This is a genomic window from Streptacidiphilus sp. MAP5-3 (genome assembly GCF_041262505.1).
GTDB lineage: Bacteria > Actinomycetota > Actinomycetes > Streptomycetales > Streptomycetaceae > Streptacidiphilus.
The window spans coordinates 18,494-39,390 of the sequence record NZ_JBGCCL010000017.1; the positions used below are offsets into that span (position 1 = coordinate 18,494).

Annotated in this window: 19 protein-coding genes and 1 pseudogene; 6 read left to right on the forward strand and 14 right to left on the reverse strand. The window is 71.0% G+C overall.

What is annotated here, in order from left to right:
• Positions 1–19 precede the first annotated feature (19 nt).
• Positions 20–1,408, reverse strand: a complete 1,389-nt coding sequence (locus ABH928_RS23555; protein WP_370069686.1) for a glutamate decarboxylase — start codon at positions 1,406–1,408, stop codon at positions 20–22.
• Between the two features lie 115 nt (positions 1,409–1,523).
• Positions 1,524–3,836 carry an FdhF/YdeP family oxidoreductase gene (locus ABH928_RS23560; protein WP_370069688.1) on the reverse strand — a complete coding sequence of 771 codons (2,313 nt, stop codon included), beginning with the start codon at positions 3,834–3,836 and terminating at the stop codon, positions 1,524–1,526.
• A 263-nt stretch (positions 3,837–4,099) separates the two neighbouring features.
• On the opposite strand from ABH928_RS23560, the gene ABH928_RS23565 reads away from it, so the two are divergent.
• Positions 4,100–6,652, forward strand: a complete 2,553-nt coding sequence (locus ABH928_RS23565; protein WP_370069690.1) for an ATP-dependent Clp protease ATP-binding subunit — start codon at positions 4,100–4,102, stop codon at positions 6,650–6,652.
• Positions 6,653–6,662: 10 nt separating this feature from the next.
• Positions 6,663–6,944: a hypothetical protein gene (locus ABH928_RS23570; RefSeq protein WP_370069692.1), complete on the forward strand. Its 282-nt coding sequence runs from the start codon at positions 6,663–6,665 to the stop codon at positions 6,942–6,944.
• 78 nt (positions 6,945–7,022) lie between these two features.
• On the opposite strand, the gene ABH928_RS23575 is transcribed toward ABH928_RS23570, so the two are convergent.
• Together ABH928_RS23575 and ABH928_RS23580 are read right to left on the reverse strand one after the other, a co-directional pair.
• The gene (locus ABH928_RS23575; RefSeq protein ID WP_370069694.1) at positions 7,023–7,820 is read right to left on the reverse strand and encodes a family 1 encapsulin nanocompartment shell protein; all 798 of its coding nucleotides are present in this window, start codon (positions 7,818–7,820) and stop codon (positions 7,023–7,025) included.
• Positions 7,821–7,861: 41 nt separating this feature from the next.
• A complete protein-coding gene (locus ABH928_RS23580) occupies positions 7,862–8,839 on the reverse strand; it encodes a Dyp-type peroxidase (RefSeq protein ID WP_370069696.1) in 978 nt (325 codons plus the stop codon).
• Between the two features lie 135 nt (positions 8,840–8,974).
• Here ABH928_RS23580 and ABH928_RS23585 point away from each other — a divergent pair, with 135 nt between their 5' ends.
• Positions 8,975–9,196: a DUF1918 domain-containing protein gene (locus ABH928_RS23585; RefSeq protein WP_370069698.1), complete on the forward strand. Its 222-nt coding sequence runs from the start codon at positions 8,975–8,977 to the stop codon at positions 9,194–9,196.
• Positions 9,197–9,205: 9 nt separating this feature from the next.
• Here the strand turns inward: ABH928_RS23585 and ABH928_RS23590 are convergent, their stop codons facing one another.
• On the reverse strand, positions 9,206–9,430 hold the full coding sequence (locus tag ABH928_RS23590) for an Hsp20/alpha crystallin family protein (RefSeq protein ID WP_370069700.1): 225 nt from the start codon (positions 9,428–9,430) through the stop codon (positions 9,206–9,208).
• Positions 9,431–9,554: 124 nt separating this feature from the next.
• Between ABH928_RS23590 and ABH928_RS23595 the strand changes: the two genes are divergently transcribed.
• Positions 9,555–10,475: an NADP-dependent oxidoreductase gene (locus tag ABH928_RS23595; protein WP_370069702.1), complete on the forward strand. Its 921-nt coding sequence runs from the start codon at positions 9,555–9,557 to the stop codon at positions 10,473–10,475.
• A gap of 33 nt (positions 10,476–10,508) precedes the next feature.
• Here the strand turns inward: ABH928_RS23595 and ABH928_RS23600 are convergent, their stop codons facing one another.
• Together ABH928_RS23600 and ABH928_RS23605 are read right to left on the reverse strand one after the other, a co-directional pair.
• Positions 10,509–10,673, reverse strand: coding sequence for a hypothetical protein (locus ABH928_RS23600; protein ID WP_370069704.1), 165 nt, complete (start codon positions 10,671–10,673; stop codon positions 10,509–10,511).
• A 90-nt stretch (positions 10,674–10,763) separates the two neighbouring features.
• Positions 10,764–12,233 carry a glucose-6-phosphate dehydrogenase gene (locus ABH928_RS23605; RefSeq protein WP_370069706.1) on the reverse strand — a complete coding sequence of 490 codons (1,470 nt, stop codon included), beginning with the start codon at positions 12,231–12,233 and terminating at the stop codon, positions 10,764–10,766.
• Between the two features lie 65 nt (positions 12,234–12,298).
• On the opposite strand from ABH928_RS23605, the pseudogene ABH928_RS23610 reads away from it, so the two are divergent.
• Positions 12,299–12,799, forward strand: a pseudogene (locus ABH928_RS23610) (YceI family protein); the annotation flags it as partial.
• Between the two features lie 139 nt (positions 12,800–12,938).
• Here the strand turns inward: ABH928_RS23610 and ABH928_RS23615 are convergent.
• Complete coding sequence (locus tag ABH928_RS23615) at positions 12,939–13,142, reverse strand: DUF1918 domain-containing protein (protein ID WP_370069708.1); 204 nt, start codon at positions 13,140–13,142, stop codon at positions 12,939–12,941.
• Positions 13,143–13,392: 250 nt separating this feature from the next.
• On the opposite strand from ABH928_RS23615, the gene ABH928_RS23620 reads away from it, so the two are divergent.
• Positions 13,393–14,487: a hypothetical protein gene (locus ABH928_RS23620; RefSeq protein WP_370069710.1), complete on the forward strand. Its 1,095-nt coding sequence runs from the start codon at positions 13,393–13,395 to the stop codon at positions 14,485–14,487.
• Positions 14,488–14,509: 22 nt separating this feature from the next.
• Here the strand turns inward: ABH928_RS23620 and hypE are convergent, their stop codons facing one another.
• The 6 genes from hypE to ABH928_RS23650 form a co-directional block, all read right to left on the reverse strand.
• The gene (gene hypE, locus ABH928_RS23625) at positions 14,510–15,499 is read right to left on the reverse strand and encodes a hydrogenase expression/formation protein HypE (RefSeq protein ID WP_370069908.1); all 990 of its coding nucleotides are present in this window, start codon (positions 15,497–15,499) and stop codon (positions 14,510–14,512) included.
• Positions 15,500–15,575: 76 nt separating this feature from the next.
• Positions 15,576–16,715, reverse strand: a complete 1,140-nt coding sequence (hypD, locus tag ABH928_RS23630; protein ID WP_370069712.1) for a hydrogenase formation protein HypD — start codon at positions 16,713–16,715, stop codon at positions 15,576–15,578.
• Positions 16,716–16,717: 2 nt separating this feature from the next.
• On the reverse strand, positions 16,718–17,077 hold the full coding sequence (locus ABH928_RS23635) for a HypC/HybG/HupF family hydrogenase formation chaperone (protein ID WP_370069714.1): 360 nt from the start codon (positions 17,075–17,077) through the stop codon (positions 16,718–16,720).
• Positions 17,078–17,115: 38 nt separating this feature from the next.
• Positions 17,116–19,554, reverse strand: a complete 2,439-nt coding sequence (gene hypF, locus ABH928_RS23640) for a carbamoyltransferase HypF (protein ID WP_370069716.1) — start codon at positions 19,552–19,554, stop codon at positions 17,116–17,118.
• A 12-nt stretch (positions 19,555–19,566) separates the two neighbouring features.
• Positions 19,567–20,337: a hydrogenase nickel incorporation protein HypB gene (hypB, locus tag ABH928_RS23645; protein WP_370069718.1), complete on the reverse strand. Its 771-nt coding sequence runs from the start codon at positions 20,335–20,337 to the stop codon at positions 19,567–19,569.
• A gap of 5 nt (positions 20,338–20,342) precedes the next feature.
• Positions 20,343–20,792, reverse strand: coding sequence for a hydrogenase maturation nickel metallochaperone HypA (locus ABH928_RS23650; protein WP_370069720.1), 450 nt, complete (start codon positions 20,790–20,792; stop codon positions 20,343–20,345).
• Positions 20,793–20,897 lie beyond the last annotated feature (105 nt).

Sequence of the window (20,897 nt, forward strand, 5' to 3'; positions counted from 1 at the left end):
GCGGCCCCTCAGCGGCCCGTCAGTGGTGGTAGCTCGACCGGGGGGCGTCCGGCAGCGGCTCGGTGAGCTTGTCGAAGTACCGCACGCTCTCCTCGATGTCGTCGAGCAGACTGCGGGCCATGTCCCGGCTGAGGCCGTTGCGCACCACGATGCGCTGCACCGTCAGATCCGCGAGGTCGTCCGGCATCGGGTAGGCGGGCACCAGCCAACCCTTCTGCCGCAGCCGGTCGGAGAGGTCGTAGAGCGTCCAGTTATGGCTGTGTCCGGGGGCCTGCCGCCACGCGAAGACGGGGATGTCCGAGGCGTCGTTCCACAGTTCGAACGCGTCCAGCCTGCCGATCCCGGCGGCCAGGAACTTCGCCACGTCCTGCGAGGCCTGCTGGACCTCGCGGTAGCCTTCCCGGCCGAGCCGCAGGAACTGGAAGTACTGCAGCAGTACCTGCGCGCCCGGGCGGGAGAAGTTGAGCGCGAAGGTCGGCATGTCACCGCCGAGATAGGTGACCGTGAACACCAGGCTCTCCGGCAGCAGGCTCCGGTCGCGCCAGACCACCCAGCCCAGGCCGGGGTAGACCAGCCCGTACTTGTGGCCGGAGGTGTTGATCGACACCACTCGCGGCACCCGGAAGTCCCAGGCCAACTCCGGTTGCAGGAACGGCGCGACCATCGCGCCTGACGCACCGTCGACATGGATCCGGACGTCGAGCCCGGTCTCCTTCTGGATCTCGTCAAGCGCCGCGCTCACCTTGGCCACCGGCTCGTACATTCCGGTGTAGGTGACGCCGAGGATGGAGACCACGCCGATGGTGTTCTCGTCCACGTGCTCGCGCAGCCCGTGCCCGTCGAGCGTCCGGTGCTCCTCGCTGATCGGGACGTAGCGCGGTTCGACGTCCCAGTAGTTGCAGAACTTCTCCCAGACGACCTGGACCGCCGAGCTCATCACCAGGTTGGGCCGGTCGACGGGCTTGCCCTGCGCACGACGGGACTCCTGCCAACGCCGCTTGAGCGCCAGGCCGCCCAGCATGCAGGCCTCGGAGGAGCCGATCGTGGAGCAGCCGATGGCGGTCGCGGGATCGGGCGCGTGCCAGAGGTCGGCAACCATCCGCCAGCAGCGCTCCTCGATCGCCGCGGTCTGCGGGTACTCGTCCTTGTCGATCATGTTCTTGTCGAAGGCCTCGGCGTAGACGCGCCGGGCCTCGTCGTCCATCCAGGTACCGACAAAGGTCGCCAGGTTGAGCCGTGCGTTGCCGTCGAGCATCGCCTCGTCGTGGACGATCTGGTACGCGGTCTCGGGCAGCATCGGCTGCTCGCCGAGCCGGTAGCGCGGCAGGCTGCGCGCCTCCCCGGGCCGCGCGAACAGCGGGTTGAGGGTGACGTCGGCGGGATCCCTCGGGTCGGGACGGTGCGCCATGGTGCTCACCTCGCAGGCCGGGACAGGTGTCGGGCAGTGAAGGCAACTCCCCGACCAGTCAATCCCATCCGGTCCCCGAGTGCTCGCCGACCAGGCGCTGACCAGGCGGCCCGGCTCACAGCGCCCTGGTGACCGTGACCTTCAGGTGCTTCATGATCGGCTGGTCGCTCTGCGTGCTGTAGTCGCCGATCGCGCAGAGCACGTTCATCTCCGGCATGTACCCGGCCGCGCAGCCGCGCGGGATGTCGTACGGGATCGCCAGGTAGCCCTGGACCGAGCGGGTGGAGCCGTCGCGGGCGGTGGCGGTGATGTCGACCGGGTCGAACTCGGTGATGCCGCGCTCGCGCATGTCGTCCGCGTTCATGAAGACCAGCGTGCGCAGGTTCTTGACGCCCCGGTAGCGGTCGTTGTCCGAGTAGATGGTGGTGTTCCACTGGTCGTGCGAGCGCATCGTGCCCAGCGCCAGCATGCCGGGCTCGGGGACGACGTCGGGCAGCGGCGCGGCGGAGAACTCGGCCCGGCCGGAGGGGGTGAGGAAGACCAGCTCGCGCGCGGGCTGCTTGATCCGGAAGCCGAGCGGCAGCCGGACCCGGCGGTTGAAGTCCTCGAAGCCGTCCAGCACCTGGGCCATGGTCTCGCGGACGCGGTCGTAGTCCTCGACGTACCACTCCCACGGCGTGCTGCTCTGCGGCAGCGCGGCGCGTGCGATGCCCGCGATGATGGCCGGTTCGGAGAGCAGGTGCGGCGAGGCCGGGCGCTTCATGCCACGGGACAGGTGCACCATGCTCATCGAGTCCTCGACAGAGGTGCTCTGCTCGCCGCCGCGCTGGTGGTCCTTCTCGGTCCGGCCGAGGCAGGGCAGGATCAACGCCTGGCGTCCGTGCACGATGTGACTGCGGTTCAGTTTGGTGCTCACGTGCACCGTCAACTCGCAGGACTGCAGGCCCGCGTAGGTGTAGGGGGTGTCCGGCGCGGCGAGCGCGAAGTTGCCGCCCATGCCGACGAAGACCTTCATCTCGCCGCGGTGCATGGCCTCGATGGTGTTCACGGTGTCCTTGCCGTGCTCGCGCGGCGGCTCGATCCCGCACACCTCGCCCAGCCGGTCCAGGAACTGCGGCGCGGGCCGGTGGTCGATGCCGCAGGTGCGGTTGCCCTGCACGTTGCTGTGCCCACGCACCGGCGACGGGCCCGCGCCCTCGCGCCCCAGGTTGCCGCGCAGCAGAAGCAGGTTGACGATCTCCCGCACCGTGTCGACGCCGTGCTCGTGCTGGGTCACGCCCAGACACCAGCAGACGATGGTGCGGTCGGCGTCCCCGTAGATCCGGGCCACCCGCAGGATCTCGGCGCGGGAGACGCCGGACTGGCGCTCGATCTCCTCCCAGGAGGTGGCCTCGCACACCTCCCGGTACTTCTCGAAGCCCGCGGTGTGCCGGTCGATGAAGAGCTGGTCCAGCGCCCTGGAATCCGTCTTCGCCTGCGCCAGCACCGCCTTGGCCACGCCGCGCAGCAGCGCCATGTCCCCGCCGATGCGCGGCTGGACGTTGAGGGTACTGGTCTTCGTGGACTTGTTCAGCGCCATGTCGACGAAGTCGTGCGGGATGATCGTCCGCGTGGCCGCGGCCTCGACCAGCGGGTTGATGTGCACGATCTGCGCCCCGCGCTTGTACGCCTCGGCCAGCGCGGTCAGCATCCGGGGCGCGTTGGACGCCGCGTTGACGCCCATGATGAACAACGCGTCCGTGGTCTCCCAGTCCTTGAGGTCCACGGTGCCCTTGCCGGTGCCCAGCGACGCCTCCATGGCGCGTCCGCTGGCCTCGTGGCACATGTTGGAGCAGTCCGGCAGGTTGTTGGTGCCCAGCTCGCGGGCCATCAACTGGTAGAGGAAGGTGGCCTCGTTGCCGAGTCTTCCGGAGGTGTAGTACGCGGCTTGGTTCGGGTCGGGCAGCTCGCGCAGGGTGCGGCCGACGAGTTCGAAGGCGTCCTTCCAACTGATCGGCACGTAGTGGTCGGTGGCCGCGTCGTAGACCATCGGCTCGGTGAGGCGGCCCTGGTCCTCGAGCGCGAAGTCGCTCCACTCCTCGAGCTCGGTGACCGTGTGCGCGGCGAAGAAGGCGCGGTCGACCCGCTTGCGGGTCATCTCCCAGGTGACGTGCTTGATGCCGTTCTCGCACAGGTCCAGCTTCAGGCCTTTGATGTCGTCGGGCCAGGCGCAGCCAGGGCAGTCAAAGCCGCCGTTCTCGTGGTTCATCTTCATGATCGCGCGCGGGCCGTCGACGTACTCGCCCTCACGCGTCAGGAACTTCGTGACGCTCTTGGCAGCGCCCCAGCCCGCTGCGGGGTGGTGGTAGGGGTGGAACTCCGGACGCTCCGCGGGAACGGCGCCGACACTGGGCTCCAGCTCGACCTTCGGGTCCTCGGGAGCGCTCACCGTACTCACCTTCCACCGTGCGGGGGTTGCTGGCCGGGGCTCGGCTCGTGCGCCCAGGCTAGTGCTGTTGATCACCACGTGCCAGACGATCACCGGCGCCTGCGGACACCTCGGAAGACCGGTCCGACGCAGCACTCGAAGCACGCGGGAACACGCGGGTCAGAGGCGCGAAATCGGCCTCGGTCCAGCGCAATCCGCTGCGTTTGCGGCCCCGCACGTCTCGGGTTTGAGTGGTGGGTAGTCCCTCCATATCTGGAGCTGTCATGTCGATGTCGTACGGTTCAGCTTTCGGCTCGTCCGATCCGTTCAGCGATCTGCTGAACCACTTCTTCGGGATGTCACCCGCGTCCTCACCCCCGAACGTGCAGCGGGTGCCCATCGGACGGCTCCTGACCGAGTCCTCCCAGGAACTCATCAATCTCGCCGCGCAACGCGCCGAACAGGACGGTGTGACCGACCTCGACACCGAGCACCTGCTCTGGGCCGCCACCCAGGTCGAGCCGTCGCGGTCGCTGATCGCCCGCGCGGGCCTCGAACCCGACGCGCTGGCGTCCAAGCTCACCGCGGTGCTGCCGCGCGGCGGCGCCGAGACGGGCGAGCCGGGTCTGACGCCCTCCGCCAAGCGCACCCTGGCCACCGCCTACGAGCACGCCCAGGCGACCGGCGCCTCCTACATCGGCCCCGAGCACATCCTCGGCGCGCTCCTCTCCGACGCCGACCCCGACGCGCTTCGGTCGCTGCGCTCCACCGGCGTGGACGTCGGCAACCTCCGCGGCGCGACCGAACGCGCGGCGCGCGCCGACGGCTCTGCGCCCGCCGAGCAGAAGCCCGCCACCACGCTCGACGAGTTCGGCCGCGACCTGACCGAGGAGGCCAAGGCGGGCAAGCTCGACCCCGTCGTCGGCCGCGCCGAGGAGATCGAGCAGACGATCGAGATCCTCTCCCGCCGCTCCAAGAACAACCCGGTCCTGATCGGCGAACCGGGCGTCGGCAAGACCGCCATCGTCGAGGGCCTGGCCCAGCGGATCGTGGCGGGCGACGTGCCGAAGACGCTGAAGGGCAAGCGCGTCGTCTCCCTCGACCTGTCCGGCATGGTCGCCGGCACCCAGTACCGGGGGCAGTTCGAGGAGCGCCTGAAGAAGGTCATCCAGGACGTCCAGGACTCGGCCGGCAACATCATCCTCTTCATCGACGAGCTGCACACCGTCGTCGGCGCCGGTTCGGCGGGCGAAGGCTCGATGGACGCGGGCAACATGCTCAAGCCCGCGCTGGCCCGCGGCGAACTGCACGTGGTCGGCGCGACCACCATCGACGAGTACCGCAAGCACATCGAGAAGGACGCGGCCCTGGAACGCCGCTTCCAGCCGGTGCTGATCCCCGAGCCGACCGTCGAGGAAACAGTGCAGATCCTGGAAGGCCTGCGCGACGCGTACGAGGCCCACCACGGCGTCCGCTTCACCGACGAGGCCCTGGCAGCCTCCGCCGAGCTCTCCGACCGCTACATCTCCGACCGGTTCCTGCCCGACAAGGCGATCGACGTGATGGACCAGGCCGGCGCCCGGGTCCGGCTCCGCTCGTCCGGACCGTCCACCGACGTCACCGACCGCGAGGAACGGATCGCCCAGCTCAAGCGGGAGAAGGACCAGGCGGTCGCGGGCGAGGACTTCGAGAAGGCCGCCGAGATCAAGGTCCGGATCGACGTCGAGGAGGGCGAGCTGGCGGGCCTGGAGGAGGGCCGCCCCGGCGTCATCACCGTCACCGCCGACGACATCGCCGACGTCATCTCCCGGCGCACCGGCATCCCCGTCTCGCAGCTCACCGCCAGCGAGAAGGAGAAGCTGCTCAACCTGGAGGACGCGATGCACGACCGCGTCGTCGGCCAGGACGAGGCGGTCACCGCGGTCTCCGAGGCGGTACGCCGCAACCGGTCCGGCATGGGCGACCCGAACCGCCCGGTCGGCTCGTTCATGTTCCTGGGCCCGACCGGCGTCGGCAAGACCGAGCTGGCCAAGACCCTGGCCGAACAGCTCTTCGGCGACTCGGACCGCATGACCCGCTTCGACATGAGCGAGTTCCAGGAGAAGCACACCGTCGCCCGCCTGGTCGGCGCCCCTCCCGGATACGTCGGCTACGAGGAGGCGGGCCAGCTCACCGAGAAGGTGCGCCGCCAGCCCTACAGCGTGGTCCTCTTCGACGAGGTCGAGAAGGCCCACCCGGACATCTTCAACGCGCTGCTCCAAGTCCTCGACGACGGCCGCCTGACCGACGCCCAGGGCCGGACCGTCAACTTCCGGCACTGCGTGGTCATCATGACCTCCAACATCGGCGCCCACCGCATCATCGAGCACGAGGGCGACGTCTCCGAGATCAAGGACGAGCTGATGGAGGACCTACGGCGGCGGTTCCTGCCGGAGTTCCTCAACCGGATCGACGACATCATCATCTTCCACTCCCTCTCCGAGAAGGACCTCTCGCGGATCCTCGACCACCTGCTGGACGAGAGCCAACGCCGGGTCGCGGCCCAGGGCATGACGCTGGAGGTCACCGACGCCGCCAAGAAGCTGCTGCTCGCCCACGGCTACCAGCCCGAGTTCGGCGCCCGCCCGCTGCGCCGCACGATCCAGTCCGAACTCGACAACCGGATCGCGTCGCTGCTGCTCGGCGGGGTCGCGGGTCCGGGCGACACGATCGTCGCCGACGTCGTGAAGGACTCGCTGCACTGCACCATCCGCGAGGGCGAGAAGGAAGGCGACAAGGACAGCACGGCGGACGAGGCGAAGGCCGGCGCGGGCACCGCCGAGGCCGCCGGCGCGTAAGGAGGAAGACATGGCGCACCACCACAAGTCCAACAAGACCGTCGAGGGCAATCCCGACACGGGTCACGGTGGCGGCCTTCCACGCCGCCCCGACGAGGACGAACTCGAGGAGCGCACCGAGGAGGACCGCGAGGAGGTGGGCCTGGACCCCGAGGCCGAACCCAGCTCCAAGGAGCAGTACCGCGGCGAGGAGTCCGAGGTCGACCGCGAGGTCGCGGAGGGCGAACTCAACCCCGACAAGGGCGTCCACCGCAAGGACCGCGAGGACTTCCCGCCGAGCAGCTACACGTGAGCAACCAGTGGTGACAGGACCGGGCCCCTCGGGAGATGACTCCCGAGGGGCCCGGTCCTGTCACCGCAGTTCGTGGGCTCAGGGGCGCAGCACCACGACGGCCTCGTCCGTGTAGGTGAGGTAGGTCAGCGTCTCCTGGAAGTACAGCTCGATGTTCTCCCGGTCGTGCGAGCTGTAGCCGATCGACAGGTCCTGACCGAGCCGGAGTTCGAAGTCGCCCCCGCGCGTGGTCATCACGTACGCGCCGGTGAGCGCGGGTGCCCAGACCACGTCGCCGTCGATCATGTTGGCGACGTGCTTGGCGATCGGATAGCCGTGGTCGGAGGTCTCGCTGACCGCGCGGTACTCGTCCGCGCCGAGCAGCACCGAGTACGGCCCGCCGACGCCCGCCAGCCGCAGCGCGGTGAGCGCACTGCTGATCGCGTCCGGGTAGCCGTCCGGGTCGGCGGGCAGCGTCAGCACCGGGTTGGAGCTGCGGGCGCGCAGGCCCTCGATGCCGGCCGCCTGGTAGCCGTCGAAGACAGCGCGGTCCTCGGTGAACGCCATGACCCGCGCCGCGTCCTTGACGGGTTGCCAGTCGGAGTCCTGGGAGCCGCGTTCGACGTCGTCGACGGCTGCGCGGCTGACGGTGAACGGCACCCGCAGCTCGACCAACCGCCGAGCGTCACGGAGCCGGGCGCGGACGTCGGCGTCCGGCGGCTCGATGTTCGTGAGGTGACCCGTGCCGACGGCCGCCAACTCCGGCCCCTGCGGCCCCGTCACGTCCACGACGCGGCGGCCCGCAAGATGGCGCTTGAACGACCTGCGGGCCTCCTCCTCGATCTGGGACCACGCGGACGGTGTGATCGGGGCCAACTCCCGGTGCAGATTGCTCATACCGGACATCGTCCAGCTCCTTCACGCTGCTTGAGGCTGAGTCAGGCGTCCTTTAGGCTGCCGACTCCCAGGGACCCGCCGCCGTCGTCGCCACCTACGGAGACGGCGTCCAGGAAATCCGCAGTCGGCACGAAGAACAGGCAGCCGGTGACCGCCGTCGAGAAGTCGAGAATGCGGTCGGTGTTTCCCGGCGGATCCCCCAGGAACATCTTGTCCAGCATGCGCTCGGTCACCGCCGGGGTGCGCGCGTAACCGATGAAGTAGGTCCCGAACTCGCCGCTCCCGACAGCGCCGAACGGCATGTTGTCGCGCACGATCTGGCGTTGCCTGCCGTCCTCACCCACGACCTGGTTGACGGCGATGTGCGCATTCGGCGCCTTGGCGTCGTCAGGGAACTCGACGTTGCTGAACTTGTGGCGACCGATCGCCTTCTCCTGCTCCGGCGTGGGGAGTTCCAGCCAGGAGGCCAGATCGTGCAGGTACTTCTGCACGATCACGTAACTGCCGCCCCGGAACAGCGGATCCTCGTCGCCGATGTAGACGGTGGCGTCGGCGGTCGGCCCGGTCGGGTTCTCACTTCCGTCGACGAAGCCGAGCAGGTCGCGCTCGTCGAAGTACTTGAATCCGTGCACCTCGTCCACCACGGTGGCGGCGTCGCCGAGGTGCTCGGTCACCTGGCGGGCCAGCTCGAAGCAGAGGTCCATCCGCCGGGACCGGATGTGGAACAGCAGGTCGCCCGGGGTGGCCGGGGCGTGGTGCACAGGCCCGTCCAGTTGCCGGAACGGGTGCAGTTCACGCGGCCGCGGGCTGCCGGGGAACAGCCGCCCCCAGGCCTCGGAGCCGATGCCGGCGACACACACGAGACCGTCCTCCGGGGCGCGGAACGCCACCGTACGGATCACACTGGCCAGATTCTGGAGCAGGTCGCGGACGGTCCGCTCGCCGCCGTCGGCAATCGTGGCGACGAGGAAGACGGCCGCGGGGCTGGGGGGTGCGACAACGGTCTGCGGAATGGCCATGAGGCTCCCTTGGCGCCGGGATTCTTTTGCGATGCTACGTGCTGGACCACACCCTCGCCCGGCAGCGACGCGGACGGGCCGGGCCTAAACTGGTGGGGATTCACGTCCGCCCGCGCCACCTGGGAGGCGATCCCGATGCAGGCTGCCAAAGGCGACTGGCTGCTGATGCACGGCCCGGCCGGATCCAACGACCGGATCGCCAAGGTCAAGGAAGTCCTGAGCGGCGGAGCTGCCCCGCTCTACCGGGTCGAGTACGAGGACGGGCACGAAGCCGTCGTCGTCGCCAGCCCGGCCACGTACATCCGGGTCCGGAAGCCGCGCGTGGTCACGGTGGCTCCCAAGTCCTGTTATCTGTAGGCACTCGAACTACTCGCCCGCTACCTCGATCTCGATGCTGCGGCGGGCGGGCTGACCGGACTTGGGCAGAGTGACCGTCAACACGCCGTCGGCGAGCCGGGCTTGGATGCCCGCGCCGTCGACGTCGCCGGGAACACGGATGCCGTAGGCGAAGGAGCCCGGCGGGCGACGCAGCGCGGCGACGGACGCGGGCTCCGAACTGCCGGTGCGGCGGGTGGGTTCGGGACGACTCATGTCTTGATGCTGGCACGCACCGGACGGCCGGGCACGGCTCGCTGCTGCAACCGGGTTTCCTTGGCAGGTATCGGCGCGCGAGGCGTGGTCGGGGAGCAGAGGATGGCAGCAAGGAGGTCTGCTCATGCGCGCAGTGACATACGAAGCCTTTGCCGTGGACAACTCCCGGCTCCGCTTCGGCGAGGTGCCCGATCCCAAGCTCGGGCCCGGTCAGGTGCTGATCCAGGTCCGGGCGGCGGGGGTGAACCCCGTGGACTGGAAGGTCATGACGGGCGGCCTCGATCCGATGATGGACACCGTCTTCCCGGTGATCCCGGGCTGGGACGTGGCCGGGGCGGTCGTGGCCGTGGGCCCGGACACGCCCGAGTTCGCACCGGGCGACCCGGTGATGGCCTACGCCCGCAAGGACGCGATCCACGCGGGCACGTTCGCCGAACTCGTGTCGGTCTCAGCCCAGCACGTCGCCCGCAAGCCGGACGGGTTGGACTGGGCGCAGGCGGGCGGCCTGCCGCTCGCGGGCCTGACCGCGCTGCGCACCCTGGACCGGATGGGCGTCGGCCCGGACGACGTGCTGCTGGTCTACGGCGCGGCCGGCGGGGTGGGGAGCATTGCCGTGCAGCTGGGCGTCGACCGTGGGGCCAAGGTGATCGGCACCGCCTCGGAGCGGAACCACGGTTACGTGCGCAAGCTCGGCGCCGAGCCTGTGGCCTACGGCGACGGCGTGGCCGAGCGGATCCGCGCCCTGGCTCCGGACGGGGTCACCGCCGTCGCGGACTTCGTCGGCGGACAGGTGGACGTGACCCTGGCCGTGCTCGCGCCCGGCGGGCGGAACGCCTCCGTCGCCGACCCGACCGTCGAGCAGCACGGCGGCATGTGGATCTGGGTCCGCCCGGACGGGGTGAAGCTGGCCGAGCTGGCGACCGTCGTCGACCGGGGCGCACTGACCGTGGAGGTCGCGCAGACCTTCCCGCTCGACCAGGTCGCCGCCGCCTTCGACGCCAGCCGGACCGGACACACCCGGGGCAAGCTGGTGATCGTGCCCTGAGTTCCGCAGAGCGGGCTCCGGCGAGCGGTCGCGTCACTCCTCGCGGTCGTAGTCGGCCTCCGCCTGCTCCTTGTCCAGCTCGCGCTGCGCCGCGTAGAACAGGTCATGCACGAAGCGTCGGGCCCGCTCGGGCGAGAGGCCGGGCGCCTGCACGCGCAGGCGTTCCGTCCACGCGGTGATGATGTCGTCGTCGCTCATACCTCAAGCGCACGCCCATCCCGCACTGGCCGCCACTCCGGCCACTCCGGTCGCCGCCCCGGTCGCCGCCCCGGTCGTCACTGCGGCCGGTCACGTGCCCGGCAGCGCCCAGAGCGGCTGGTGCCAGCCGTCGCCCGGCACGAGTCGCCGCGCGGCCTCCGGCCCCCAGCTGCCCGGCTCGTACGGAAGCGGCCGACTGCCGGTGTCGATCACGTCCCCGACGATCCGCCAGGCCTCCTCGATGCACGGGAACGCGGCGAAGGGGACCGGGTCGCCGACGATCGCCGCGTGCAGCACGGTCTCGTAGGGCAGCGGCTCACGACCGAGCACCGTCTCGAAGTCGACGCCGGCCGCGCCGGTCACCCGCTCGTGCGGCGGTTCCGGGCGCTCCAGGGTGACGGCGAACGTCAGACCGGGGTCCGGCTTGATCCGGAACCGGATCAGGTCGGGCGGCATGGCGTGGCTCCCACTCCCGGGCCGGTCCGGGAAGAGCGAGGGTGCGCGCAGTTGGACGACGACCTCGGTGGCCGTTGCGGCCAGGCACTTCCCGCTGCGGATGCAGAAGGGCACCCCGGCCCAGCGCTCGTTGTCGATGGACAGACGCAGCGCCACGTACGTCTCGGTGGTCGAGTCGGGGTGGACCCCGCGCACCTGCCGGTAGCCCTGGAACTGGCCCAGCACGGCGTCCTCGGGCCTGAGCGTGCGCACCGCCTGCAACAGGCGCAACGCCTCGTGCGCCCGGGCCTCTGCCTTTGCCTGCGCGTCGGGCTGCCCCCGGGTCCGCAGGGCCTCGGTGCCGATCGGCTCCATGGCCAGGTAGGCGAGGAGTTGCAGCAGGTGGTTCTGCACCACGTCACGGATGCAGCCGACCGCGTCGTAGAAGGAGCCGCGGTCCGCGACGCCGAAGTCCTCGGCCAGGGTGATCTGCACGTTGTCGATCCAGTCCCGGCTCCAGACCGGGGTCAGCAGCGTGTTGGCGGTGCGCAGGCCGGGCAGGCCGCGCACGGTCTCCTCCCCGAGGAAGTGGTCGACGTGCAGCAGGTGGTCGTCGTCGAAGTACCGTGCCAGGTCGGTCTGCAACTCGCGGCAGGAGGCGAGGTCGTGGCCGAACGGCTTCTCCACGACCAGCCTCGCGCCGCGGTTGAGCCCCGCCTCGGCCAGTGCCTTGGCCAAGGGAAGGAACAGCGAGGGCGGGACAGCCAGGTAGAAGGCGGCGAATCCGTGGATCGCGTCGGCGAGGGGCCTCATGGTGTTCGGGTCGGCCTGGACCCCGCCGACGATGGACAACTGCGCGGCGAAGCGCTGGAACACGTCCTCGTCGAAGTCCTCGATGGCCGCCGTCACCGCCTCGCGGGCGTGGGCGCGCACCATTCCGTCGTCCCAGGCCCGGGTGGTGACTCCCACGACGGGGACGGTCAGCAGACCGTTCTCGGAGAGCCGGTAGAGGGCGGGCAGGATCATCTTCCTGGCCAGGTCGCCGGTGATGCCGAAGAGCACCAGCACGTCGGCGCCCTCCAGCGCGGCGGAATCGGCACCCTCCAGGGCGGCGGAAGCGGTCACCTGGGAACCCTGGGAAGCAGCTGCAGCGCACATGCGCGCAGCCGTACCCGTCCCTTGCGCAGAAGGTGCCCGGCGGCCGGAAATCCATTGCTTCGGGGACGGGGTTGGGCCGTTCGGAGGTCGGCCGGAGGTCGGGATCGCGCGACGGGAAGCGGCCCTGTGCGCGGCTGCCTAACGCGGAGCCCGCCCGAGCAGCCCGCCCGCCCCTGCCGCGTCCCTCTGGAGCCCGTGATGACGACCACCCCCACGCCGACCTGACCGGGGTCTACGCGCTGGACCCGGCGCGCAGCGAGATCGGCTTCGTCGCCCGGCACGCGATGGTCACCAAGGTCCGCGGGTTCTTCAAGGAGTTCGACGGCACCGCGCAGGTCGACGGAGCCGACCCGAGCAAGTCCTCGGTCCGCATCACGATCAAGACCGACAGCCTCGACACCCGCAACGAGCAGCGCGACGGCCACCTGCGCAGCAACGACTTCCTCGACCTGCCGAACCACCCGGAGATCACTTTCGTCTCCACGGCGGTCGAACCGGTCGACGCCACGCACTTCAACGTGGTGGGCGACCTGTCGGTCAAGGGCAGCTGGTCAGCGACAAGATCCGGCTGGAGTTCGAGATCTCGGCGATCCGGCAGCCCTGAACCGCGCAATCACCCGAATGGCGTAGCCCCGCGCAGACGCGCGGGGCTAAGCCCTTGCTCTCTGCGGTCTATGCGGCGCTGTGACGGGCACCCGCGTGTTCGAGTTCGCAGTCGGTCCCGGGGAAGACCTCAGCCCGGTGCCCGTCGTCGAACTCGACCAGGTACGGCGGATCGCCTTCCTTGCCCATCACCTCGACCACCCGACCGAAGTGGTCGGGCGCGCCCACCTGGTGCCCCAGGAAGCGCAGCCGGTCACCTACTTTCGCCTTCATCCCGTCGTCACCCGCTTCCCCACGCTGCTCTGCCGGTTCTCGGCTCCCCTCAAGCTCACCACCGCCCCGCACCACCGGCAACCGGCGTGGCCACGGCCCGGGAGATCCGACCGCGACCGACCCGGTGCCCGGCCGCCGTTCCGGGCGGATACTCCTGCTGTCGGGCGCACACGGGGAAACGGGGGGCGCCATGGACAGGGTGCAACGGAATGTCATGTCCGTTCTGCGGCACCGCTGCAGAGCGTTCTGGATGCGTCGGCGCAGGTATGTGCTGACCGCCGTCCCGGCGCTGGCCGGGGCCGTCTGTGTCGCCGTCGGCTTGCGGCAGGGCGCCACTACCGCGCGGGAGGTGTGGATCGAGTCGGCGCTGCCGTGCCTGCTCACGGCGTTCAGCTGGCGGGTCTGGACGGCCCCCGAGGAGGGGCTGGCGGACGCACTCCGGCTACGGCGGCTGAGTCGGCGGATCGCACTACGGGTGAGCACGGTGCCGGCCATGGCAGCGGCAGTCGCCCTGCCCCTCCGGTTCGGCGCGGCGTCGGTCTGGGCCGCGCTGTTGGTGCCTGTCCCGCTGCTGGTGGAGACGGTGCTCTGGCAGTTCACCCCGCGCGCACTGCGTCGGGACGTGCGCGCCGGGCGGGTCCTGGAGGAGGCGCAGACTCTGACTGCGCGGGCGGGGCAGGATCGGCCGCTGGAGTTCGATCCGACGCGCGGACGGTCCGGCTGGCTGGTGCCGGACCGGTTCCTGCCCGCGCCCGGCGGGTTGGGCGCGATGTGCAGCGCCCACCCTTCACGGCGCCGGGGCCGGGAGATGCTGGGCGTGCGGAACCTCCCCCCCGAGGACGAGCTGTGGGTGCACAGCGCCTATCTGCACTGGACCGGCCAGGCGCTGGTGGTCTGCTACGGACCTGCCGGCAGCTTCAGGATCCAGCTCGGGCCGAACACCCCGCCGTCGGCGCTCGGCTCGCCGTTGGCCGACGTGCCGGTGGAACTGGTCTGGCTGCGCGAGAACTACGGCCAAGCCTCGGAGGTACGGCTCCTGCTGCTGGACGCCGGCAGCCGACGGCTGCTCACCATGCCGGGGCTCGGGATGAGCGACTCCAAGGTCGCGCAGGTCGCCCAGGCGGCGGGCCTGGCGTACAGCCAGTACGAGTTGCGGATGCCTGCGGTCCTGCCCGCCGTCGAGTTGCCGAGGCACAACCTGGTCTCGCTGATGTTCCCGCGCCACCTGCACCATGTCCAGCCCGAGCTGAGCCGACGGCAGCGGGCGGCACTGGAGCAGGCGATCACTATGAAGCTGCCGCCCGCTCGCTGGGCTGCGATGGTCGGGCGGGCGGGAAGGTCCTGAGTCCGCCCGACCATGGCCCTGTTCAGCAGATCCGGGGCAACTGCTCGCCGAGCGGAGTGTCCACGACGCGGGTGCCGCCCAGGCCCGTGCGGGCGACGACCATGCCCGGGTGATCGTCCGTGCACTCGCCCACGATCGCCGCCTGCGCGCCCAGCGGGTGGGCGCGCATCGCCGCGAGGACGGCGTCCGCCTCGGCACGCGGGACGAAGGCGACCAGCTTGCCCTCGTTGGCCACGTACCAGGGGTCCAGGCCGAGGATCGCGCAGGCGTTGGCCACCTCGGGCGGGACCGGGACCGCGCGCTCCTGGACGACCACGCCGACCGACGAGGCCTGGGCGATCTCGTTGAGCGCCGCGGCCAGTCCGCCCCGGGTCGGATCGCGCAGCACGTGCAGGTCGCGGCAGGCGCCCAGCATCGTCTGGACGAGGCCGCCGAGGGCCGCGCAGTCGCTCTGCACCTCGACGCCGAACTCCAGGCCCTCGCGGACGCTCATGATGGCCACGCCGTGCACGCCGATCGGCCCGCTGACGATGACCACGTCCCCCGGCACCGCACGCTGCGGCCGGATGTCGACACCGGTCGGGACCACCCCGATACCCGCCGTGTTGATGTAGAGGCCGTCGCCGTGGCCGGCCTCCACCACCTTGGTGTCGCCGGTGACGACCTCGACGCCCGCGCTGCGGGCCGCCGCGCCGAGCGCCTCGGCGACCCGGGCGACGGTGGCCGTCTCGACGCCCTCCTCCAGGATGAACCCGCAGGAGAGGTAGAGCGGCTCAGCGCCGCTCATGGCCAGGTCGTTGACGGTGCCGTTGACCGCCAGGTCGCCGATGCTGCCGCCGGGGAAGAAGAGCGGCCGGACCACGAACGAGTCGGTGGAGAAGGCGAGTCGCACGCCCCCGACGTCCAGCACGGCGGAGTCGCCGAGCGCCGCCAGGTGCTCCCCACCGAAGGCCGGGGCGAAGACGTGCTGGACCAGCTCGCCGGAGAGCGTTCCGCCACCGCCGTGGCCCATGACGATCCGGGGCAGGTCACGCAGCGGAGCGGGACAGGTCCAGCCGGAGAAGTCCGGTGCCTGAACATCCAGGGTGTCAGCCAACGGAGGTCCCCTCCAGGGTCTGCTGCGGCTGGGCCGTGGGCGTGCTGCCCAGGCGCCGGTAGAGGTAGTACGCGGCGCAGGCCCCCTCGCTGGAGACCATGGTCGCGCCGAGCGGTGTGCGCGGGGTGCAGGCGGTCCCGAAGGCCTCGCACTGGTGCGGCTTGATCAGGCCCTGGAGCACCTCACCGGCGCGGCAGGCGGTCGGCTCCTGAGTGGCGATCTCCCCTACCTGGAACCGGTGTTCGGCGTCGTACTCGCGATATTTCTCGGCAAGTCGCCAGCCGCTGCGCGGGATCACGCCGATGCCGCGCCAGGCGCGGTCGGTGACCTCGAACAGGTCGGCCAGCATCGCCAGGGCCGCCGGGTTGCCCTCGGGTCGGACGGCGCGCTCGTAGGCGTTCTCCACCGTGTGCTCACCGCGCTCCAGTTGGCGCACCGCGCGGCGGACGCCCTCCAGGATGTCGAGCGGCTCGAACCCGGTGACCACGATCGGCACCCGGAACCGCTCGGCCAGTTCGGGGTACTCCTCGACGCCCATCACGCTGCAGACGTGCCCGGCGGCCAGGAAGGCCTGGACCCGGCACTCCGCCGAGCTCATGATGGCCTCGATCGCGGGCGGGACCCGGACGTGCGAGACCAGCAGGCTGAAGTTGCGGATGCCGAGCTTGCCCGCCTGATGCACCGTCATGGCGTTGGGTGGAGCGGTGGTCTCGAAGCCGATGCCGAAGAAGACCACCTGCTTCCCGGGGTTCTGCTGCGCGATCCGCAGCGCGTCCAGCGGCGAGTAGACGACGCGCACGTCGCCGCCCTCGCTGCGCACCTGGAACAGGTCGCGCCCGGTGCCCGGGACGCGGAGCATGTCGCCGAAGGAGCAGAAGATCACGTCCGGGCGCGAGGCGATCTCCAGTGCCTTGTCGATGACGTCCAGCGGCGTCACACACACCGGACAGCCAGGGCCGTGGATCAACTCGACCTGGTCGGGCAGGAGTTGGTCGATGCCATGGCGGATGATGGAGTGGGTCTGACCGCCGCACACCTCCATCAGCGCCCAGGGTCGGGTCACCGTGGCATGGATCTCGTCGAGCAACCGCCGGGCGAGGTCGGGATTCTGGAACTCTTCGAGGTACTTCACCGCTACGCCTCCCGCTGCACGTCTACGCCGTGCGTGCCGTCTGTGCCGCGTGTGCCGTCCGTGCCGCGCGTGGCGTCTGTGCCATCGGATCCGGCGGCCCGGGCGGCGATCTCCCACTGGTCGCCGAACTCCTCCTCCAGCAGCCCGAGCCCCTCGAAAAGGGCGAGGGTGCGGCGTGCTGACTCCTCGTCAAGTCGTTGCAGGGCAAAGCCGACATGGACGATGGTGTACTCGCCGACCTGCAGGTCGGGCAGGTACTCCAGGCACACGTCCTTGACCACACCACCGAAGTCGACGGTGGCCATCCGAGTTCCGTCCCGCTCCTCGATCTCGAGGACTCTTCCGGGTACCGCGAGGCACATGGACGCTCTTCTCCTTGTCTCGGATCAGCCTGGGAGGATCAAACCTGGGGTCGCTCAGCGGTCTGGACGCGGGCGGCGACGGCGAGTTGGCCGAGCGCGAGCCCGCCGTCATTGGGCGGGACCAGGCGGTGGCGCAGCACGGTGAAGCCGTCGTCCCGCAGTCCGCGCGCGCACGCGGAGGCCAGCAGCGCGTTGGCGAAGACGCCGCCGCTCAGGGCCACGGTCCCGACGCCGGTCCGCTCCCGGACGGTCGCGCAGACCTGCCGGACCGCGTCGGCGAGGCCACTGTGGAACCGGGAGGCGATCAGGCCGGTCGGCGCACCCGCGAGCACGTCCGCCGCGACAGCGGCGAGCACCGGTCCAGGGTCGAGCCGCAGCGGCGCGTCCGCACCGCCGGTCGCATCCCCAGCCGGGGACGCGAGCGCGAAGCGGTAGCCACGGCCGGACGCGCCGCCGTCGCGCTGCCAGGCGTAGGCCGCGGCCTCCCACTCGATCGCGGCCTGCGCCTCGTAGCGCGCCTGGTGACAGACGCCCGCGAGGGACGAGACCGCGTCGAAGAGGCGGCCCGTGCTCGATGTCGGCACGCAGGCCAGACCACGCTGCAACTGCCGTTCCAGCACCGGCCGTTCGTCGTCCGGGCAGGCGGCGACGCAGGGCAGGCGGTCGTCCCACGGCAGTCCGGCGGCGAAGAGGTGGGCCAGGGCCATCCGGTAGGGGCGGCGCACCGCCGCGTCGCCACCGGGCAACGGGACGTAGGCGAGATGGGCGAGCCGTCGGTAGCCGTCGTAGTCGGCGAGGAGAAACTCGCCGCCCCACACGGCCGCGTCGTCGCCGTAGCCGGTTCCGTCGAAGGCGACGCCGAGCACCGGACCGGTGCCGTCCAGGCCGTTCTCGGCCATCACTGCGGCCACATGCGCGTGGTGGTGCTGCACCGACCGCACCGGCCGCTCCCCGGCGTTGCGGCGCGCCCAGCCCGAGGCACGGTAGCCGGGGTGCGCGTCGGCGGCGAGCAGGGTCGGCGTGACGCCGGTGATGCTCTCCAACTGCCGCTCGGCACACTTGAACGCGGTGAGCGTGGCGAGGTCGTCCATGTCGCCGACGTGCGCGGAGAGCCACGCGTGACGCTGCTGACCGAGGCAGAAGGCGTTCTTCAGGTCCCCGCCGACCGCCAACGCGGGCCGGACCGGGAAGGCCAGCGTGACCGGAAGCGGCGCGTAGCCGCGCGAACGCCGGACCAGCAGTTCCTCGCCGTCCACCACCCGCACGACGGAGTCGTCGCACGGCACCTGGATCGGCCGGTCGTGCGTCAGCCACGCGTCCACCAGCGGCGCGAGCCTGGTCAGCGCCTCCGCGTCGTCGGTGACGATCGGCTCACCGCCGAGGTTTCCGCTGGTCATCACCAGCAGACGCGGGCCGGGCCGGTCGCCGGGGAGGCCGAGCAGCAGGTGGTGCAACGGGGTGTAGGGCAGCATCACGCCCAGATCCGGACTGCCGGGTGCGACCTCGGCGGCCGGGACCGTACCGTCGAGCGTTTCTGACGCCACATCACCACGACGCCGCAGCAGCACAATCGGGCGGCGGTTTCCGGTGAGCAGTCGGCGCTCGGCGTCGTCGATACACACCAGCGGCTCGACGTCGGCGAGTTGGGCGACCATCAGCGCGAACGGCTTGTCGCCGCGGTTCTTTCGGCGGCGCAGCAGGGCGACGCTCGCCGCATTGGTCGCGTCGCAGGCGAGGTGGTATCCGCCGAGGCCCTTCACGGCCAGGATCCGACCGTCCGCAAGGAGACGCCGGGCGGCGGCGATCGGGTCAGAGTCCGGGGCGCCCGGGGCGTCCAAGGGCGGACGGCCGTCGCCTCCCTCGTCTGCGAGCAGCAGTCGCAGCGTCGGGCCGCAGTCGTGGCAGGCCACCGGCTGGGCGTGGAAGCGGCGGTCGGCGGGGTCGGTGTACTCGCGCTCGCAGCGCGCACACATCGGGAACCGGGCCATGGTGGTGTTGGCCCGGTCGTAGGGCAGGCCGGTGACGATGGTGAAACGCGGGCCGCAGTGCGTGCAGGTGATGAAGGGGTGCCGGTAGCGGCGGTTCCGCGGATCGGCCAGCTCGGCCAGGCAGGCGGCGCAGGTGGCGGTGTCCGGCGAGACCAGCGTGCGGCGCGGGCCCTCCGACCGGGAGACCTCGATCCGGAAGCCCGTCTCACCGGCGGCGGCGACGCTCTCGTGGCTGACCGACTCGACCACGGCCAACGGCGGCGCGTCTGCGGCGATCCGGAGGCAGAACGCGGCGACGGACTCGTGCGCGCCCTCCACCTCGGTGACCACGCCCTCACCGGTGTTGGTGACGAACCCGGCCAGCCGGAGCTCGTTGGCCAGCCCGAAGACGAACGGCCGGAAGCCCACGCCCTGGACCACGCCCCGGACCGTCACGCGGCGACGTTCCCCGCCGGCGGGGCGCTCGGGGGTGGTCGTGGGCGCGGTCATCGGTCGCGGCTCTCAGTGCGCGTGCGCGTCGTGGTCGTGACGGCTGTGCCCGTGCCCATGACTGTGCCCGTGCCCGTGCCCGTTCGCGGCCGCTTCGGCGGCCATGAGCGGCCGGTGGGCCGGTGCCCCGTCGGCGACCGCGAGGGCCCGGTCGAGCAGCAGGCCGACCCCCTCGCCGTCGCGCCGCGTCGAGGTGAAGACCACCTCCACGCCCGGGTTGACCCGCTGGATGTTGGCGAGCAGCGTTTCGCGGTCGAACTCGACGGCCTCCGCCAGGTCGTTCTTGGTCACCACGACCAGCTGGGCCAGCCCGAACGCGGTCGGGTACTTGAGCGGCTTGTCCTCCCCCTCAGTGACCGAGGCCAGCACCACGCGGAGCGACTCGCCGAGGTCGTAGGAGGCGGGACAGACCAGGTTGCCGACGTTCTCGACGAAGAGCAGCCGGGTCGGTTCCGGCAGCCAGCCGTCCAGATGCGCGTCGAGCATCTCGGACTCCAGGTGGCAGAGCCCGTCGGTCAGCACTTGCTTGACCGGCACGCCCGAACGGGCCAGCCGGGTGGCGTCGTTCTCGGTGGCCAGGTCGGCGGTGAGGGCCGCGACCGGGACGCCGCGCTGCCGCGCCAGGGTCAACTCCGCCTCCAGCAACGCGGTCTTGCCGCTGCCGGGGCTGGAGAGCAGGTTGACCAGACCGGTGCCGCGCGCAGCCAGCGCTGCGCGGAGGCCGTCGGCGTGGTGGTCGTTCTTGGCGAGGATCGCCTGTTGCAGCTGGGTCACCCGGCACACGGTCCTCAGGCCTCCTCGACGACGAAGTGGTCCGCCGGTCGGCACGGCTCGCCCGGCTTGCTCAGCTCTCCCGGCTCGCCCGGCTCGCTCCAGTGGACCTCGGCGATCTCCAGTTCCCGTCCCGCCAGCAGGCCGCTCGCGCCGGAGCCACAGCGCGGACAGCAGAGGTCCGGCGGCATTCCGGTGGACCACTGGTGGTCGCACGGCGTGCAGTGGGCGCGGCCCTCGACGCTCTCGGTGAGCAGCCGGGCGCCGTCCAGCAGGGTGCCCTCGCAGGCCAGTTGGAAACAGAAGTGCAGCGCGTCGGGCACCACTCCCGCCAACTCGCCGATCCGCAGCGTGACCCGGTCGGGAACCATGCCGACCGGAGCCATGCCGGACGCGCCCTGCCGGTCCGCGCGTGCGGCGTCCTGCACCTGGTCGACGACGGCCAGCGCGATGGACATCTCGTGCATGCGGACTCCCTGGGCATCGGGCTCGGTGCGCCCCGACGCCGCTCCATTACACGGCGGCCGAACATGCCGACGGACGCGCCACGCCGACGCGTCCGTCCCGGCTCC